The following is a 17,601-nucleotide window of genomic DNA, read 5'->3' as shown; positions in this document are numbered from 1 at the left end:
ATTGCCTGATAAAAGTTCATAAAAATCACCCGTCAAAATGTAATTAATCATTGTTTTGTTTCGGCAGTTTTATTCTCTTTAACGCTTTAAAATCTTAAAAGAATGATGAAGAAGAGTTTATTGCTGTTATTATTGGGTTTAAGTCTGTTTCAACTTTCGGCCAAAGAAGGAATGTGGATTCCGATTTTGCTGGAGAAATATAACCTGGCAGAAATGCAGGAAATGGGTTTTAAACTAACTGCCGACGATATTTACGATGTGAACCACTCGAGCATGAAAGATGCGGTGGTAATTTTTGGTGGAGGTTGTACCGGAGAACTGATTTCGGACGATGGATTGTTGATTACCAACCACCACTGCGGATACCGCCAGATCCAGTCGCACAGTACGGTGGAACACGATTACCTGACCAACGGTTTTTGGGCCATGAACCGCGATGAAGAATTGCCGAACGAACGTTTAACGGTAAGTTTTCTGGAGTACATGCAAGATGTTACCGAAAAAGTAATGGCCGAAACCGAAAATTTGGAAGGCGAAGCAAAGGACAAAAAGATTAAAGAAAATACCGACCGTATTATTAAAGAAGCCAAAAACGACGGAAAATTCACCGCATCAGTAAAACCGCTTTTTTATGGTAACCAGTATTTCCTTTACGTTTATAAAGTGTACAAAGATGTACGTTTGGTTGGAGCGCCACCATCGGCCATTGGAAAATTTGGCGGCGACACCGATAACTGGATGTGGCCACGCCACACCGGCGACTTTTCGCTGTTCCGTATTTATGCCGATGAGAACAACGAACCGGCCGAATATTCGCCCGACAATGTGCCGTTTAAACCCAAAAAGTCATTCCCGGTTTCGATGAAAGGAATTCAGCCCGGCGACTTTACAATGGTTTTTGGTAACCCGGGATCTACCATGCAATACTGGCCGCACCAGGCGGTTGATGTAACCATGAACCAGCGCGACCCTGACCGCATTATGCTGCGCGATAAAAAGCTGGATATTATTGGAAGCGACATGGAGTCGGATCCGAAAATTCGTATTCAGTACGCGGCAAAATATCAATCAATAAGTAACTCTTGGAAAAAATGGCAGGGCGAAATTAAAGGTTTAAATCGCCTGGATGCCATTAATAAAAAGTTGGCTTACGAAGAGGAATTCAAAAAATGGGCACAGCAAAACAATACCTGGAATAATAAATACGAACCGGTTTTTGATGCTTTTGATGAGCTGTATTCCGACTATGCAAAGTACATAAAAGCCTACGATTATTACCGCGAAATTGTGATGAGTGGAGTGGAGGTGTTCAGACAGGCACGCACCATTAATTCGATCATCAATAACATTGAGAACGATCAGGATGAAAGAGTTGAAAGTATGCGTTCGGCCATGCTGAAAGGGCTTCCCGGCTTTTACAAAGATTTTAACCAGCCTACCGACGAAGCTCTGTTTGTAACACTGATGCCGGAGTTGATTAATGGGCTTGATGCATCGTTTTTACCTGCCGAAGTGGTGGAAACAATCAAACAAAACGACCGTGAGAAACTGCTAAAAAAATTATATCAGAAATCGATATTAACCGATCGTGAGAAGCTGGAAGACCTGCTTGAAAACGGATCGGAAAAGCAATTGTTGAAATTGCGCAAAGATCCGATTATTGCAATGTTTAATCAACTGAACTTTATATACGAGAAAGACATAATTCCGGAGGTTCGAAAGATCAGCAAATCCATCGACGACAACATGAAAATTTACATGGCCGGATTGATGGAAATGAAAAAAGGACAGGCTTTTTACCCGGATGCAAACCTTACGTTGCGCGTTGCCTACGGAAAAGTGGAAGGTTACGAGCCAAAAGACGGCGTGAAATACAAGTACTACACAACGCTGACGGGGATAATGGAAAAAGACAATCCGGAGATTTACGATTACGATGTGCCGGATCGTTTAAAAGAACTTTATCAGACTAAAGATTTTGGACAGTACGAAGTAAATGGAGATGTGCCGGTTTGTTTTCTGGCATCGAACCATACAACGGGAGGAAATTCGGGTAGCCCGGTGGTAAATGCCAATGGCGAGCTGATCGGAGTGAATTTCGACAGAACATGGGAAAGCACCATGAGCGACATTATGTACGATCCGGAGCGCTGCCGTAATATCTCACTCGATATTCGTTATGCGCTGTTTATCATCGATAAGTTTGCGGGTGCCGGTTATCTACTCGACGAAATGAATATTGTAAAATAATTGAAAATTGAATAGGCTTAAGTAGCTATTTTATACATATTAAAACATTCAAAAACACCTTTTTAATTTTGCTCAGCTATTAAATTTTAATCTTTTTTGAAGGCAATATCATCCCTATTTACCCCTCGTTTGTTAAAGAATACAATACATTTGTGTTTGATAAAAAATGTGCATTCCTGGTAAATTTTTAGTTGTCCGTGCGGGGCTTAAAAATGACCGGGATGTTGAAAAGGGGCTTTCAACAAAAACTCACCGACACGATCTGACTTTTAAATTGTTAAGAGTGTGTTTTGTATGATTAAATTGATTAAGAAGAAATATTGGACTAAACCTCTCCTGCTGTTTTGTGCAATTCTTATTCATATTGTTTCATTTGGTAAAGTTGTCGACTTAATATATTCTGATCCTATTCCGGATAAAGAATTTAAAAGTAAAAATAGTACATGCATCGTTCAGGACAATAACGGTTTTATTTGGATTGGAACAAACGATGGACTTTATTGCTTAAAAGGGAACAACTTAACTCGCTACGTGTCGGGCGGTGCCGATAGCAGTAGTTTGTACGATAACCGTATTCAGAAATTGTTTATCGATCAATCGGGGATGGTCTGGATCATCTCGGTTGGTGGGGTGTGTACCTACAATCCTTGCTTCGATAACTTTAACCGTATTCTGAATGGATTTGAATTGGAGGAGGGGGCATTTCGTCAAATTTTAGCCATCAATCAGGATGTAAATGAGAAGATCTATATTTCTGCCGAGAATTCAATTTACTGTATCGATCAGGAGCAAAATACAATCAATCTGGTATACAACAATCCCGAAATCTGGATTACCGACTTTCTTTTCGACGAAAACAATAACATTTGGATTGCGTCGAATAACGCAGGTTTGACTTATTATAACACCTCCGAACGAACAGCCCAAAGGTATGTTTCGAACAAAGCGGACAGCAAAAGTTTAAGCGACAATAATGTGCCTGATATTTCTTTGGTAGGAGATTCAAAACTGTGGATTGCAACTTATGGTGGTGGAGTCAATGTTATGGATCCTAAAACCGGAGAAGTAAAAAGATATGGCAAGGAAGATAACTATTCCGATTATGTTGTTTTTACCTATGTCGATAATCAGCAAAATATTCTGGTTTGCGATTTAATAGGATTACGAATATTTGAAAAGGAGTCTGATTCTTTTGTGAGGATACAGAGCTACAACAGTGCCGGAGAGCTAATTGAAGAGAATCCTTCTCAGATGCTTCAGGACAAACAGGGCAACTACTGGACGGTGAATAGCCCCGGAGGTGTTGGTATGAGATATCCGTCGAAGGGAATAACCACTTATGATGAAAATCCATCGAAATTCTGGCATACGATCAACAATAATATTTCGGCAATCGCTTTCGACGATAACAACGTGTGCTGGATTGGAAATGGAAACGACGGACTTGATGTTTTTGATTTTAAGAACATGAATCGCCGGGTTTATCATTCCGACCTGAGTGATGCCAGCAGCCTGGGGCAGGGAGCGGTTTGCTGTTTATACAACGACAGCCAAAACAGGATGTGGGTAGGTACCAACCTTGGGGGGCTGCAGTGTTATGATCCGGTAAACGACGAGTTCATCACTTATTTAAACGATCCGCTGGATTCGTTCTCAATATCGAACAACGACATCAGGGGAATTCAGGAGGATGCCGACGGAAATTTCTGGGTTATAACACACGGAAAGGGAATTGATTATTTCGATTATAAGGAACAAAAATTCTACAATTACAACTTTGCAGAAAACGATCTTTCGAATAACTGGCCATTCCAGATTCTGCTTGACTCGGAAGAGAACCTATGGGCTGCAACTCCAAGTGGAGTGAGTGTTTTGAAGAAAGGTGAAAAGAAATTCACCACCTACTACAATGTACCGGAATATACCAATACAATACCGAGTGATTTTATAAACTGTTTGTTTCTGGACTCAAAAAAGCGTATTTGGATTGGAACATTCTCCGGCTTGTGCCGATACAACCCCGAAAGCAATGATTTTCATCGGGTTGACCCCGGCTTTTTAGCGCAGAATATTTGTTCTGTGGAAGAAGACAAAAACGGAAATTTATGGGTGTGTTCGGTTGCAGGAATTACTGGTTTTAATCCTGAAACCGAGCAATTGATCATGAATCTTGATGAATCAGACGGACTGCCGCCCGGAATGTTTAAACCCGGAAGCAGTGCTAAAAATGCCGATAACGTTTTGTTTTTTGGAGGAGATAAAGGAATCGCAAGTTTTGATCCGGAAAAGCTGAAAATAAACACCGATGTGCCTGATGTATTCATCAGCGGGATTTACCTTCACAATAAAAAAGTTGAAAAGTTTGGGCCAAACGAAATTCTTCCACAGAGCCCGCTGTGTACCGATGAAATTATTCTAAAACATAACCAAAATTCCATTGGCTTTGAATATTCTTCGATCAGCTATGTCGATCATGCAAAAAACAAATTTAAATTCAAACTCGAAGGACTTGAGGAAGACTGGATCGAAACGGATCATCCCGATGTAACCTATAATTACCTTCCACATGGAAAGTATGTTTTCAGGGTTATTGCGGCAAATAACGATGGCGTTTGGAATACCGAAGGCGCATCGATTAAAGTGGTGATACGTCCTCCCTGGTGGTTTTCGTGGTGGTTTATTTCAGGTTTAACCTTATTTCTTGTGTTCCTGGTAATTGTGATTTTCAGGTATCGCGTGGCAAAACTTAAGGCTGAAAAACACAAGTTGGAGGAGCTGGTGCAAAACAGAACAAAGGTACTTAACGACAAAAACCGTATTCTGGAGAAACAAAAGGATAAACTCCACGATAAAAATTTGTTGCTCAAACAGCAAAAGCAGCAAATTGAAACACAGACAGAAAAAATAGCGGAGGTGGCTGAAAACCTCTCACAAATAAATGCTGAGCTTACAACAGCTAACACCACTAAGGATAAGCTTTTCTCTATTATTGCTCACGACCTAATCAATCCGTTTAATGCGATTTTGGGATTCTCGAATTTGCTGGAGCAGGATTATGAAAGTCTGGATGAAGAAAACAGGCATGAGTTGGTAAAACATATCCACGAATCGTCGCGCAATGCTTTTGATCTGCTGAACAGCTTGCTGCACTGGGCCAGAAGTCAGGATAAAAAAATTGAGTTTAAACCGGAGCAGTTAAATGTTACCGGGATTATTACAAACGCAATTACTGAAGTTGCAGCAACGGCGTTTAAGAAGCAGATAAAAATTGAAAGCAAACTTGAAAATGGGGAGCTCTCAATATTCTTCGACAGGAACATGATTAAGCTTATTTTGCGAAACCTGCTGATGAACGCGATAAAGTTTAGCAATGAAGAAAGTCGCATTGAAATTGATGCTGTTTCAACAGAGGATGGTAAGGTGCAGTTCTCGGTAAAAGACTTTGGAGTGGGAATGAAGCCTGATTATGCGGCTGCCATTTTTAGCGATAACATGAATATTAATGTGGCCGAAGGAACAAATGGAGAGAAAGGTGTCGGCCTCGGACTTTCATTATGCAAAGAATTTGTAACCAGTCATGGTGGTGAAATTTGGGTGGAAAGTGCACCGGGTGAGGGAAGTACTTTCTTTTTTACCATCGAAAGCAAGCAGTAAATTCGGTGATTGAAACTTTTCTTTCTACTAATTTTCAAAAATGTAGATAATGGAAAGTTGCTGTTGCGGGAAGGAACAATGAGCGATATAATGTTCGACCCGGATCAGTGTCGTAATATTTCAATCGATATCCGTTATGCACTTTTTCTCATCGATAAATTTGGCGGTCCAGGTTATTTGCTTGATGAGATGGATATTGGAAGTAGGAAGCCGGAAGCTTGAAGCGCGAATACAAAGGATGTCATCCGTCAGCGACAGATGACATTCTTTTTTATAACGACTAGTAAATGGGATTAAATAGTTTTTTTGAAATTACATCCGTTTTCGTTTGTAACCGGACAATAATAAATTGAGATTTAACAGAGCCTGGTAATGGCAACGAAAAGTTTCCATTAGAGATGATATTAATTCTGGTTTGAAGAAGTTTTTGCCCGGAAGTGTTGAATAGTTCTAATTTTGCATTTTGCATTTGTTCTGCATTCTGAATGCATAATTTATTCGATTCAATAAATACTTCTGTTCTAGGTTCTGTTATTTGTTCGACATCTGTAATCCCTGCCAGTGATTTAAGAAAATTAATATATCCGTTATCAATTTCTTCATAGCTAACACCGAAAACTGAATAATCCATTTCTTCATTAAAAAACTTCATAATGTTTTCGAATCCTCCATATTCCTGGTAAACGAACTCGAAGAACATGTCTCCCAAAAAGTAAATGTCTAATTCATTGTATGGATTGGTATAAATATGCTCAAGATTGATAGTGGCATTATGATTTTGTTTATAGGCACCGAACAGTTCATTAATTTTCCATAAACTGTGTTGAGGAATGGGCCAGTTCAGAGAATGACGTTGATTAAAATCTGCCGTTCCTTCTGCCCAGAATCCGCCCGGGATAGACCACATAAAATGATTGTAGTAAATATGAAAGAACTCATGAGCACACATTCCTGTGTATCCAAAATAGTCGCTATAAAAATTGGATTGATTATAATTAAAATTTGGTGAAACTTCGATGACCAAATCACCTCCACAACCAGCACCACCACTGAGTGGACCCCAGCCTGTTAAATCGCCTCCAATCTGATCGTCAGGACAAAATACTACATTGTACCTGTGCTCTGGTTGTAACCCGTAATTTTCCATGTAATATGAACATGCATCCTCAAAATAAGAATATGCCTCTGTCATATGTGCGCTGTCTGAGTTAGCACTATAAAAATCAAAGTGTTCTGATGAATATTGAAGTTTTAACCTGTCAGGTTCAGGTTTGGTATAAAAGTGCTTCAAAAAATTCTGCCACTGAGAACTGATGAATGAACTTGCTCCCGGATTTACATTAAGATAACTCCAGGGAGTTAGAACCTGTCCCTCAATATTGGCGATTATCAGGCTCTTTTTTATAGTGTTGTTGGCTATATCTGAAGTATCGGTAATGTAATCGTATGCGAGGCCATCAGTGACATATTGAATCACATCATCTCTGTTTGGTCTAAATCCGGATTCGTAGAGTCCGAAACCTTCCAGAAAATATGGAGGAAAGTAATTATTGTTCTCTCTTAAAAATTTGCAGGAAATTGCCAACTGTGAGAATTCATTAACAGCCAACTTATTGAAGTTGCCGTAAAAATTGCTTTGCAGTTGGTTTTCAAGTGGTGCCAGATAAATTTCTTTCACAGAATTGTTGTGAAAGCCACATTTCCAAGTTGGAGTATTTTGTTCTGTCATACTGATATCATCGCGTATGGAAAAATAGATTTTTATGAGAGAACCTGATTGAAACACCGGTTCAATACCAGGTCTGTTCCATAGCGAGCTTAATTTGTCAAATTGTTTTTCGAGATCGTCTTTTATGGCCAGCGCATAATCTTTTTCGCCTTCGATATTTGTATAATATTCAAAATGATCGCTTGAATCCACAAAATTAAACGGGGCAGGAGGAGTGTAATCGGTTACCCTGAAATTGTCGAGCAGAAACAACATTCCGGCATTGGCTGCAACCTGGCTGCGAAAAGCAAAATACAGGGTGTCGCCCGGATCTTCGAGAAGAACACTACAGTTGAACCATGCGTCGTTTTCATCGCCTAACGAATAATCGATCTCGGTCCAGGAACTCTGGCCGGCGTTTCCATTATACCCGTTGGTATAAAGTAAAATTGGTTTGGTGCCCTGGCCACTGTGATAAACATCGAAAGTGATTAAGGCATTCGTAATATCTTCACCCGTAATTTCATGAGTAATTAACCAGTCGTCTTGTGCCAGATCGTTGTTTTCGAAGCGCATCGATTGCCCCGAATTGTAGCCCCAGCTAACCAGGTGCCAGTATTGCCAGCCTTCCAGGTTTTCGGTTGTCCATTTCTGAAAAGTGGCATCGTAACTGATTGTTTCTTCAAAATCGTCGAAGAACAAAGTTTTATTGTTCTGAGCCGCCAGCGCATATACTAGTGTTGTGCCTAGTAACAGCGTTAAATATATTTTCATAACGAATTGGTGTTAGGTTAACAAAACGGATGCATCAAGAACGCGATCAATAGTTTGAAATTAAAGCTGTATCGGGAACAAGGCTTCCATTCGGTTAACGATTAAAATTTGGTTTTTTATCTTTTTGTATAATACCCATCAATTTAATGAATAATTATCTAAAAAAGAAGAGGGTAGAGTATGTTGTAGGATGTAAAAGTCTAGTTTCCAAAAATATAAATAATGGAAAGCTGCTGTTGCTGATCGAGTGTATCCCAATCAACAAAATGCATCGACAGGTTGAATTTGCCTTGAATTTTTTCGTGATTGATAAAATACCATATCAGGTCGGTGCGCGAGTAGTTTTTAGCACGGTAATATGGATCGCCGTACGCAAATTTGTGTCCGGCTCCCAAACTCATCACCGATTTTATTCCGAGGTTTTTATAGCGCATATTGGCTTCAGCAAAAAAGCTTGTGGCCGTTTCGTAACCGTCAGTTACATTCCGTTCGCGATATTGCGATGTCAGCAATCCCGCTTTTAGCTCTCCCTGAACACTAACATTCTCCGGTGTGCGAATTCCTCCCTGAAGCGCAAATCCCATGTAATCTTCAATGTGTAACGGCGGATCGTTGTGCAGTGTGTGTGCATTGTGAAACATCAGCAGGTAATTTTGCAAAAACAGGTTTTTAAAGAAGATCTCGCCCGAAAGTCCGGCCATGAACTGCTCGCGCTGCGTTTCGGTTTGCCTACCAACCCAGTCAACAAATCCATTTTGATGTCCCCAGTCCCATCTGATTTCGCCAAACATTCCTTCAATATTGGGGCGGTAATATTGCAAAGTATCCGTTAGCATGGCTAGCGGAAAATCAATTTTATCGCGTCGTGGAAAAGCTCCAAAAGCAAACTCTTTGTCTTCATCCTGAAACTGATAGTAGAGCGTCAGTTTTGGTTTTTGCGCATCCAAATCGCTGCCAAATTCAAGTAAGTGGCTCAATCCTCCGCGTAATTGATGGTTGTCGATGTCAACTCCTACTTCAAAAGCACCGCGACTTCCCATAATGGTTTGCGGGTAAGCATAAGGCTGCGTAAACTCGCGGTTATCGCCAATGCCTTCAAATAATAGCTGGTATTTAAATTCCTGTGCGCGGCTGAACAACGCACCGAAAAGGAAAATTATAAATAGTGTTCGTTTCATTTTAAACTCAGAATTTCATTGCGAAAGTAATAAAACCTTCATCAATTGATAAACGGTTAAATTGTTAAACTGCAAAATTGTTAATCTGTGATTGTACATTTAGACTGCAAACGAATCTTAGTCGCACAAAATATAATTGTCTTTCCGTGGATTAATAACCATTACAGGCAGTTTGCCTGCCGCTTTTATCACTTTTCTTTCGGGTAAGCCAATCAGCAAATCTACAGGCGTAATAGTAGAACTTCCCAGAATTACCAACAAGTTACAATCGGATGCAAGGGCCAGCTCCAGTGCTTCAAAAACATTGCGTAAGCTCGATCTACTGCCTTTATAACGTTTGTGTGCAATCTTGAATTTCTCGTACAGTTTCCGCGTCATTTCCGTATTCTTCATCACATTGGTTTTGGCTTCCTTTGTTTTGTCGTTGGCCGAAATGGTAACGATCTGTGCAGCATTAAAGCGGCCAAAATACGAACACCAAAGTGAACTGTCGCTGATTTCCTTGCGCAGATCAATGGGCTGTAACAGGTGATTGTAATCCATAATTTTCGACTCGGGATGAACGAACAAGAACGGAATCGAAGTCTCGGCAAGTGCCGTTGTATAGCTTCTCAAATTCAGGGAATTCAGTACAATGATTATCCCTTCATAATCTTCGGCAAGCCGGTCAGGCAGCTGCGTTTGGCTCTCGCACAACAAAAGTGTTGATACTAATTGCTCGGGTACTTCCTGTTTTACGATGGCTGCATAACTTTGCAATTTTTGCTTTAACTCGTCGCGCTGCTTTTTTTGTTTGGGTTGATAATTATAAAGTAAACAAAGCTCCTTTTTGAAAATAGCTGCCAGTTTTAAACCATGAATAATCAGGTTCTGATCCGAGTCTTTTAGCTCGATAAACACAACTATTTTCTGCTCTTTGCTATTGGCCATTGTAGTTTTTCAGGTAAAAATAAGGATTTCGGCTACGCTTTTATTTGTTGTTGAAAAAAATCAGGAAAGGTTAACATGCTTTTACCTACTTTTATGCTGCTAAAGCGCAAACTATGATTAACGAAAAATTGCTCAAACCCAACAGTATTGTAGTTGTTGGTGCGTCGAATAATATTGCAAAACCCGGAGGAAAGATCATTAAAAACCTGCTGGATCATCATTTTGCCGGCGATCTTTTCGCGATCAATCCCAACGAATCTAAAATTCAGGGAATTCCTGCCTTTCCCGATGTAGCGGAACTTCCGGAGATCGATTTAGCGATTTTGGCGGTTCCTGCCAAGTATTGTTTGCAAACCATTACTGATCTGGCGGAGCAAAATAACACCAAAGCTTTTATCATCATCTCGGCAGGATTTGGCGAAACCAGCGACGCCGGTAAAGAGCTCGAGCAGCAAATTGTTAAGGTTGTTGAAAAGCACGATGCTTGTTTGATCGGACCAAACTGTATTGGCGTGATGACGCCGTGGCATGCCAGCGTTTTTACCACGCCGATTCCGGAGCTGACTTCTGAAGGTTGCGATTTTATTTCCGGCTCGGGAGCTACAGCCGTTTTTATTATGGAATCGGGAATCCCGAAAGGCTTGCGTTTTGCCAGTGTTTTTTCAGTGGGAAACAGCGCACACATTGGTGTTGAAGATGTTTTGGCCTACCTTGATGAACACTATGTGGATGGCGAAAGTCCGCGCGTAAAATTGCTATATATCGAGAATATCAATAATCCGGATAAATTGCTCTATCACGCCACTTCTTTGATTAAAAAAGGATGCAGGATTGCTGCAATAAAAGCCGGAAGTTCATCGGCCGGAAGCCGTGCTGCATCGTCGCATACCGGGGCACTAACCAGTTCTGATGCCGCGGTGGAAGCACTGTTCCGCAAAGCAGGAATTGTACGTTGTTACGGTCGTGAGGAGTTGACTACCGTTGCCAGCGTATTTATGTGCAAAGAATTGCAGGGCGAAAAACTGGCGATCATTACACACGCCGGTGGACCGGGTGTGATGCTTACCGATGCTTTGGAAGACGGCGGATTAAAAATACCAGAGATCGCGGATTCCGAAGCGAAATCTGCTCTGCTGCAAAAGTTATTTCCCGGATCGTCGGTGGAAAACCCAATCGATTTTCTGGCAACCGGAACCGCCGAACAGTTGGGGCATATTATCGACGCCTGCGAAAATGATTTTGATGTAGATGGGATGGCGGTAATTTTCGGAAGTCCGGGATTATTCCCGATTGGCGATGTTTACGATGTGCTTTCCGAAAAAATGAAGGTTTGTAAAAAACCGATTTACCCAATTCTTCCATCGCTTATCAATGTAAAAGATGACGTTGCCCACTTTTTGTCACGAGGCAATGTAAACTTCCCCGACGAAGTGTTGCTTGGGCGTGCGCTAACAAAAGTGATGAATACGCCACAGCCTGTAACAGAAACAGAAGTGGCACATGGAATCGATCCTGAGGCGGTAAAAGCAGTAATTGCTGAAGCAAAAGATGGTTATCAGCCACCCGAAGTAATTCATAATTTGTTTGATCTGGCGGGCATTCCGCGGGTAAAAGAAATGGTTGCCAAGTCAGAATCGGAAGCTGTTTTAGCTGCAATGAACATCGGTTTTCCGGTGGTGATGAAAGTGGTTGGGCCGGTGCACAAAACCGAAGTTGGCGGCGTAATCCTTAATGTCAGGAATGTTACCCAGGTGCGCAAAGAGTTTCATCACCTGTTTCAGATTGAAGGAACCGAGGGGGTGTTGATTGCCCAAATGGCTGCAGGAACCGAGCTTTTTTTGGGAGCTACTTACGAAGAAACTTTCGGGCATGTAGTGTTGTGCGGGATGGGAGGTATTTACGTAGAAGTGATGAAAGATGTGGCCTCTGGCCTTGCACCGCTTACACACAGCGAAGCACGGTCGATGGTTACCAGTCTGAAATCCTACAAAATTCTGAAAGGTTTCCGCAAACAGGCGGGCGTGAATATCGATAAGTATGTGGATATAATTGTGCGCTTGTCGTGGTTGCTGCGTTTTGCCACTGAAATCAAGGAAATTGATATTAATCCGCTGTTGGGCAACGAAAAGGAAATTCTGGCTGTTGACGCCCGTATTCGGATAGAACATTAAAAATACAAGGCCGTCTTAAAAGCGTTTTGTCTCGTCATTCTGAACTTGTTTCAGAATCTTTGTATCACAGACCCTGAAACAAGTTCAGGGTGACGTCTATACTATATAATTCACTTTTAAGACAGCCTTTATTATTCGAAAGAATTACATCTCATTAGGCGGAATTGCTGCCGGAACGACATTTTTAACTGGCTTTAAACTTTTCAGATAGGCAAAAATTGCTGAGATATCTTCATCTTCTATATCCTTAAAATTCTCGGAAGGCATTGGAGGTAAAAGCTGACGTGTGCCATCCAAACCTTTGAATTTACCTTCTTTCATTGCTTTTTTAAATTGTTCTTCGCTCCAGGTGCCGATACCCGTTGCATCGGGTGTTAGGTTGGCTGCAAACGACATTCCCCACGGACCGGCACTACCGGTTAAATCCGGATAAAATGTGGCAAAACCCTGCGCGGTCATTTCTGTTTTTAAATCAAGTATTGGGCGGTCGCCCGGGTAGCCCGATAAAAGTAACTCGGGGATTAGCTCCGGCCCGTTGGCGCCCATTCGTTTGGGCGAATGACAATCGTTACAACCCATAATTGTTACCAGGTACTCGCCACGAACTACCAGTTCTTCGCCCGTTAATTCGGCGGGTTGAGCTTCAGCAGCCGCCGGTTTCGATCCATTGGTGCACGAAAAATTAAGCAGGGCAAAGCACATGGCTCCAAAAATCAGTAAAACAAATTTGTTCTTTCTCATAGTGTTTACTTTAAGTTATACATATCATAAAATAGCTTCACTTTTCACAAAAAGCAGGCTGACTTTGGATGTTTTTTTGGCTTGGAATGTATGCCGGAGGGTAATTGAATTCAATTTACATTTTATTAAGATTAATTCAAAATAAAATGTCGGAAGGATTTATCCGAATGTCAGGAATGCATCCTAGAAATTGCTCAGATATTTCTAATTTGGCGTATTCAAAACAAGAGTATGCATAAACATGTGGCGTTAAATGGCGATGATTTGGCGATGGATTCGGCCTTTATGAAACAACTTTTGAAAGGGGAGAGTACGGAGCATTTTCCGGAATTGCAAGGCAAAAAGGGCGTGTTGTTTTCGAATACAACGCTGGCGAAGTTTATCGAGGACGAGTTCCGACATGATAATTTTGAGCTGACCCAAAACTACGGCCGTAGCATACGTACACTCTCCAGTGGCGAGCAAAAAAAGGCGCTGCTGGAATACCTGATGGCGAAACAGCCTGATTTTATTATTCTCGATAATCCTTTTGATGCGCTGGATGTGGAATCGGTAAAACAGTTAAAAGTTCGTTTGGAAACGATCGCTACAAAAATGCCGGTGATATTGGTGTTCAAAAGAAAGTCAGACCTGTTGCCGTTTATAAAGCATGCCATGCGCGTTGACAATGGAAGAGTAGTATACTCCGACAGTATAAAACAATACCTTGAAAAGTATGAACCGGAGGTAGAGGTACATTTTGCTATCGAAATTCCGGGACCGTTGCATGAGGAAGAGGTGAAGTACAACGAGCTGATCATACTCAGCGATGTATCAGTGCATTACCAGGAAAGGCAAATCCTAAATAATATCAACTGGATCATAAAAGCCGGTGAGTTCTGGCAATTGAAAGGTCCTAACGGATCAGGGAAAACTACCATTCTTACCATGATAAATGGTGATAACCCAAAAGCTTTTGGGCAGAACATCGAATTATTTGGCCGCCGAAAGGGAACCGGCGAAAGTGTTTGGGAGATCAAAAAGAAGATCGGGTATTTTACGCCGTCGATGATGGAGTTGTTTAAACGCCGCCATACGGCCGAACAGATGGTGATCTCGGGTTTTCACGATTCCATTGGTTTGTACCACCGGCCTAGCGAGATACAAAAACATGTGGCCAACAAATGGTTAAAAGTACTGGGACTTGAAAACAAAGGAGGGCATACTTTTATCGAACTCTCGCAGGTGCACCGCCGAATGGTGTTGATTGCACGTGCGATGGTAAAACACCCGCCACTGCTGATACTCGACGAGCCATCAACGGGACTGGACGATAAAAGTGCGGCGCTGCTTTCGGCTCTCATCAATAAAATTGCCGACGAAAGTCAGACGGCTATTCTCTATGTCTCGCACCGTACAGAGCCGGATTTAAGACCACAGTTTGTTTTTGAGTTAGTGCCCGGAGAGAACGGATCGGTGGGAGAGGTGGTGTGTTAACATAAATTGTCACTGCTGATTTCATAAAACGCCGGCGACTGAATAGCGAAGACGGTTAAGAAAGCAGCAGTGACAATTTAATTTCAAAGCAACTATTTATCGAATTCCAAAAAGCAGGTAATCCAACGAGAATTTACCGCTTCCTGCAAGAAACAAAGTAATGTAGATCAGCAGAAACAAAACGGGGATTTCTTTGGTGTCGAACGGTTGCGATTTCAGGGTGTAAAATGCGGCGATCAACATGGTAAACAGTAAGGGCAGAACGGCAAGCTGAGTTCCCAGTCCCAGTATCAAACAAAGTGAAAAGAAGACTTCCACAAATGCTGCGGCCATTAACGAGTGTCGTTCGCTTAATCCGAATGTTTTAAAGAAATGTATCGGCTCGGGCGATAGTAACTTCTTTATTTTGGGAATACCATGGCGGAGCATTAACACGCCTATGGCTACTCGTAAAACCAGGAGTGCTACATCAATAGTTGCAGCACTCTGGTTAATTCCTAATATACTATTTAATAGTTCCATTGTTCTACATTATTGTTGGTCGGCTTGTACAAACTCGCCGTTTGCAACAATTCTTACTTCGTCGCTAACAATCGCTTCCGGAAATTTTCCGCCAACTTCAAAATCGGAACGTTTAATGGTTCCGTCAATTTGAAACGCGGTAGTTAGTTTCGACGACATTGGGTTGGTGGTTTGTCTGCGGTACCACAAATCAACAGTTACCGTTTTTGTAACGCCGTGGATGGTAAGATCTCCGGTAAGTTTGTATTTGTTCTCGCCTGCCGGTTTAATACCTGTACTTGTAAACGTCAGTTCCGGGTATTTCTCCACATCAAAAAAGTCGGCACTTTTCAAGTGGTTGTTGCGGGCTTCCACACGGGTATTAATCGAACTGGTTTTAGCGGTGAGGTTAAACACGGCGTCGCTAAAATCCGCTTTTGATGATTCAATGCTAACTGTAAAGTCGTCGAATGTTCCGCTTACATCGTTAATGCCCAGGTGCGTTACAGTAAAGAACAGTTGAGAGTGTGCTGCGTCGTTTGTCCAAACCGACGAAGTTCCGGCTGTGAATGCTGATAAAGTCAGTACAGCCACTATCGAGAATAATAAACTTAATTTTTTCATGGTAATAATTTTTAATAGTGATAATTGTGAATACTTCTATTTAGTTTGCCAATCCGATTTGTTGCATAAATGCCATGTTATCCCAAAACAGGTGCTCTTCGTACATGGTACCGTCTTTCCACAGGCCAATGGTAACCATCGGTAATTTGAACGATTTTCCGGTTGGATCAATAAATTTTCCGTCGCCGATTGGCATTGGTTCAGAGAATGTTCCTTCAATATAACCGGTAACTGCGGTGTATTGTCCGGTTCCAAAACGAATTGGGTGAACGTTGATTTTGGTGTTCGGTGCAAAAACGAACATCGGTTCTAATGCTGCAATGTGGTCTTCCAAACCAACCGTTGTGCTTCCGTCGGGGTAATAAACAAGAATGTTTTCAGCATGACTTTCGTGCAATCTTTCCCATTCCTGGTTACTGTAAACCACAAAATCCAGTGTATCGAATTTTTGCAGGTACTCTTCAGTCAGCTTTTGGCCGGCTAAAATTTCATTGAGTTGTTTTTTTGCTTCAGCGATTTCTTTTTTCGACTGTGCATTGGCAGATAGTGCGCCTAATAGTGCTACTGCTACGAGAAGTAAATTTAATTTTTTCATTTTTTTCGTTGTTTAAATTTTATGATACAAAGATACCGTGGAGCCATGCCTCGTACACTTGACCTATGATAAGAAAGCGCCTTGATGTAGGTCAAGAGTGAGTTACCACACATTGGTTTACAATGCTGTAAATGAGTAAATAAGGTTGTGGCTGTTGGGTTTGGAAGTGGGAGCGGAGATTAATAATTTCTGTTTCGAAGCAAGCCAATCATTTGTCCAACACCAATACCGAAGAAGGTACGGTGTTTATTTATTTGTACCATTGGCGAGAGGGATAAACCATAAATGGTGGTAAACGGAAATTCAATTCGTGGATTTATTAATAGGCTAAGCGTATTCCGGTTTTCGTAATTCCAGGTATAATTCTCGGCAAGGAATGCCGATTCTGTTTTTAGCCAGTTTGCAGGTTCTTTAATTTCTGTATAACCCAGCCCAACACTAAAATTGATCCGTATGGTCCGGCTTTCGTTAAGAAGGTATATTTTCCCCACAGCAATTTGGTAATTTCTCATTTGATCGTGAGGATCTGCAGCACCGAAAAGTAATGCTTTTGCTAATCCTGCAGAATAGTCGCCGGGTTGAGATTTTGGTTCTCTCCAATTGTGAATGTACCCGATTTTTAACGAATACTTCTCCCGATAAACGTAGTTCAGGTTTACATCAACTCCAAAGTAGTTGCCAATACTCAGTCCGTCGGAGTAATAAATGGCATTATTTTCTGAAAATTGAGCTTTAGCAGAACTAAAGACAAAAATGAACAGGAACAGGAGTAGTATGCTTTTCTTCATCGGTTTTGGTGTGAAAAATTTGCAAGCTTCGTATTTATGGCTTTTTCTTAAAAGATTTATTTAAAGGTTAAATGGTTGCGTTAGTTATTAGTAATAAACGACACACCACGAACCCCGCAATGCAATTTACAAATTGTTGAACGAAACCTAAAGGTAGCTAAAGTGCTCAGGCTCGAGTACCTTTAGGTTGCTAATCATAAAATTCGTTATT

13 protein-coding genes are annotated in these 17,601 nt (G+C 41.4%); 5 read left to right on the top strand and 8 right to left on the bottom strand.

The window, feature by feature from the left end:
• The first annotated feature begins 102 nt into the window (after nucleotides 1-102).
• From QZ576_RS18405 to QZ576_RS18395, 3 genes are all read left to right on the top strand, one after another.
• Nucleotides 103-2,250 carry a S46 family peptidase gene (locus QZ576_RS18405; protein WP_297099758.1) on the top strand — a complete coding sequence of 716 codons (2,148 nt, stop codon included), beginning with the start codon at nucleotides 103-105 and terminating at the stop codon, nucleotides 2,248-2,250.
• Nucleotides 2,251-2,544: 294 nt separating this feature from the next.
• Nucleotides 2,545-5,904, top strand: a complete 3,360-nt coding sequence (locus QZ576_RS18400; RefSeq protein ID WP_297099756.1) for a sensor histidine kinase — start codon at nucleotides 2,545-2,547, stop codon at nucleotides 5,902-5,904.
• Nucleotides 5,905-5,982: 78 nt separating this feature from the next.
• On the top strand, nucleotides 5,983-6,126 hold the full coding sequence (locus QZ576_RS18395) for a S46 family peptidase (RefSeq protein WP_297099754.1): 144 nt from the start codon (nucleotides 5,983-5,985) through the stop codon (nucleotides 6,124-6,126).
• 58 nt (nucleotides 6,127-6,184) lie between these two features.
• Here QZ576_RS18395 and QZ576_RS18390 read toward each other — a convergent pair whose 3' ends face one another.
• From QZ576_RS18390 to QZ576_RS18380, 3 genes are all read right to left on the bottom strand, one after another.
• Nucleotides 6,185-8,386, bottom strand: coding sequence for a hypothetical protein (locus QZ576_RS18390; RefSeq protein WP_297099752.1), 2,202 nt, complete (start codon nucleotides 8,384-8,386; stop codon nucleotides 6,185-6,187).
• A 200-nt stretch (nucleotides 8,387-8,586) separates the two neighbouring features.
• Entirely contained in the window at nucleotides 8,587-9,564 is a 978-nt protein-coding gene (locus QZ576_RS18385; protein ID WP_297099750.1) for a hypothetical protein, read from the bottom strand.
• Nucleotides 9,565-9,681: 117 nt separating this feature from the next.
• Entirely contained in the window at nucleotides 9,682-10,494 is an 813-nt protein-coding gene (locus QZ576_RS18380) for a hypothetical protein (protein WP_297099749.1), read from the bottom strand.
• A gap of 113 nt (nucleotides 10,495-10,607) precedes the next feature.
• Between QZ576_RS18380 and QZ576_RS18375 the strand changes: the two genes are divergently transcribed.
• Complete coding sequence (locus QZ576_RS18375; protein WP_297099747.1) at nucleotides 10,608-12,665, top strand: acetate--CoA ligase family protein; 2,058 nt, start codon at nucleotides 10,608-10,610, stop codon at nucleotides 12,663-12,665.
• A 144-nt stretch (nucleotides 12,666-12,809) separates the two neighbouring features.
• Here the strand turns inward: QZ576_RS18375 and QZ576_RS18370 are convergent, their stop codons facing one another.
• Nucleotides 12,810-13,406, bottom strand: coding sequence for a c-type cytochrome (locus tag QZ576_RS18370; protein ID WP_297099745.1), 597 nt, complete (start codon nucleotides 13,404-13,406; stop codon nucleotides 12,810-12,812).
• 231 nt (nucleotides 13,407-13,637) lie between these two features.
• Here QZ576_RS18370 and QZ576_RS18365 point away from each other — a divergent pair, with 231 nt between their 5' ends.
• Complete coding sequence (locus tag QZ576_RS18365) at nucleotides 13,638-14,882, top strand: ATP-binding cassette domain-containing protein (RefSeq protein WP_297099743.1); 1,245 nt, start codon at nucleotides 13,638-13,640, stop codon at nucleotides 14,880-14,882.
• A 96-nt stretch (nucleotides 14,883-14,978) separates the two neighbouring features.
• Here QZ576_RS18365 and QZ576_RS18360 read toward each other — a convergent pair whose 3' ends face one another.
• From QZ576_RS18360 to QZ576_RS18345, 4 genes are all read right to left on the bottom strand, one after another.
• A complete protein-coding gene (locus QZ576_RS18360) occupies nucleotides 14,979-15,404 on the bottom strand; it encodes a DoxX family protein (protein ID WP_297099740.1) in 426 nt (141 codons plus the stop codon).
• A gap of 9 nt (nucleotides 15,405-15,413) precedes the next feature.
• The gene (locus tag QZ576_RS18355; protein ID WP_297099738.1) at nucleotides 15,414-16,007 is read right to left on the bottom strand and encodes a YceI family protein; all 594 of its coding nucleotides are present in this window, start codon (nucleotides 16,005-16,007) and stop codon (nucleotides 15,414-15,416) included.
• 40 nt (nucleotides 16,008-16,047) lie between these two features.
• The gene (locus tag QZ576_RS18350) at nucleotides 16,048-16,602 is read right to left on the bottom strand and encodes an ester cyclase (protein ID WP_297099736.1); all 555 of its coding nucleotides are present in this window, start codon (nucleotides 16,600-16,602) and stop codon (nucleotides 16,048-16,050) included.
• Nucleotides 16,603-16,781: 179 nt separating this feature from the next.
• Complete coding sequence (locus QZ576_RS18345; protein ID WP_297099734.1) at nucleotides 16,782-17,390, bottom strand: hypothetical protein; 609 nt, start codon at nucleotides 17,388-17,390, stop codon at nucleotides 16,782-16,784.
• Nucleotides 17,391-17,601 lie beyond the last annotated feature (211 nt).

The sequence above is a fragment of the uncultured Draconibacterium sp. genome (assembly GCF_913060805.1).
Lineage (GTDB): Bacteria > Bacteroidota > Bacteroidia > Bacteroidales > Prolixibacteraceae > Draconibacterium.
Note: the sequence above shows the minus strand (reverse complement) of the source record. Positions and strands in the feature narration are given on the sequence as shown.

What these genes read in the sequence shown, in the direction of transcription:
- QZ576_RS18405 (WP_297099758.1), top strand. Translation starts at nt 103, where the DNA reads ATGATGAAGAAGAGTTTATTGCTGTTATTATTGGGTTTAAGTCTGTTT.
- QZ576_RS18400 (WP_297099756.1), top strand. Translation starts at nt 2,545, where the DNA reads ATGATTAAATTGATTAAGAAGAAATATTGGACTAAACCTCTCCTGCTG.
- QZ576_RS18395 (WP_297099754.1), top strand. Translation starts at nt 5,983, where the DNA reads ATGAGCGATATAATGTTCGACCCGGATCAGTGTCGTAATATTTCAATC.
- QZ576_RS18390 (WP_297099752.1), bottom strand. Translation starts at nt 8,386, where the DNA reads ATGAAAATATATTTAACGCTGTTACTAGGCACAACACTAGTATATGCG.
- QZ576_RS18385 (WP_297099750.1), bottom strand. Translation starts at nt 9,564, where the DNA reads ATGAAACGAACACTATTTATAATTTTCCTTTTCGGTGCGTTGTTCAGC.
- QZ576_RS18380 (WP_297099749.1), bottom strand. Translation starts at nt 10,494, where the DNA reads ATGGCCAATAGCAAAGAGCAGAAAATAGTTGTGTTTATCGAGCTAAAA.
- QZ576_RS18375 (WP_297099747.1), top strand. Translation starts at nt 10,608, where the DNA reads ATGATTAACGAAAAATTGCTCAAACCCAACAGTATTGTAGTTGTTGGT.
- QZ576_RS18370 (WP_297099745.1), bottom strand. Translation starts at nt 13,406, where the DNA reads ATGAGAAAGAACAAATTTGTTTTACTGATTTTTGGAGCCATGTGCTTT.
- QZ576_RS18365 (WP_297099743.1), top strand. Translation starts at nt 13,638, where the DNA reads ATGCATAAACATGTGGCGTTAAATGGCGATGATTTGGCGATGGATTCG.
- QZ576_RS18360 (WP_297099740.1), bottom strand. Translation starts at nt 15,404, where the DNA reads ATGGAACTATTAAATAGTATATTAGGAATTAACCAGAGTGCTGCAACT.
- QZ576_RS18355 (WP_297099738.1), bottom strand. Translation starts at nt 16,007, where the DNA reads ATGAAAAAATTAAGTTTATTATTCTCGATAGTGGCTGTACTGACTTTA.
- QZ576_RS18350 (WP_297099736.1), bottom strand. Translation starts at nt 16,602, where the DNA reads ATGAAAAAATTAAATTTACTTCTCGTAGCAGTAGCACTATTAGGCGCA.
- QZ576_RS18345 (WP_297099734.1), bottom strand. Translation starts at nt 17,390, where the DNA reads ATGAAGAAAAGCATACTACTCCTGTTCCTGTTCATTTTTGTCTTTAGT.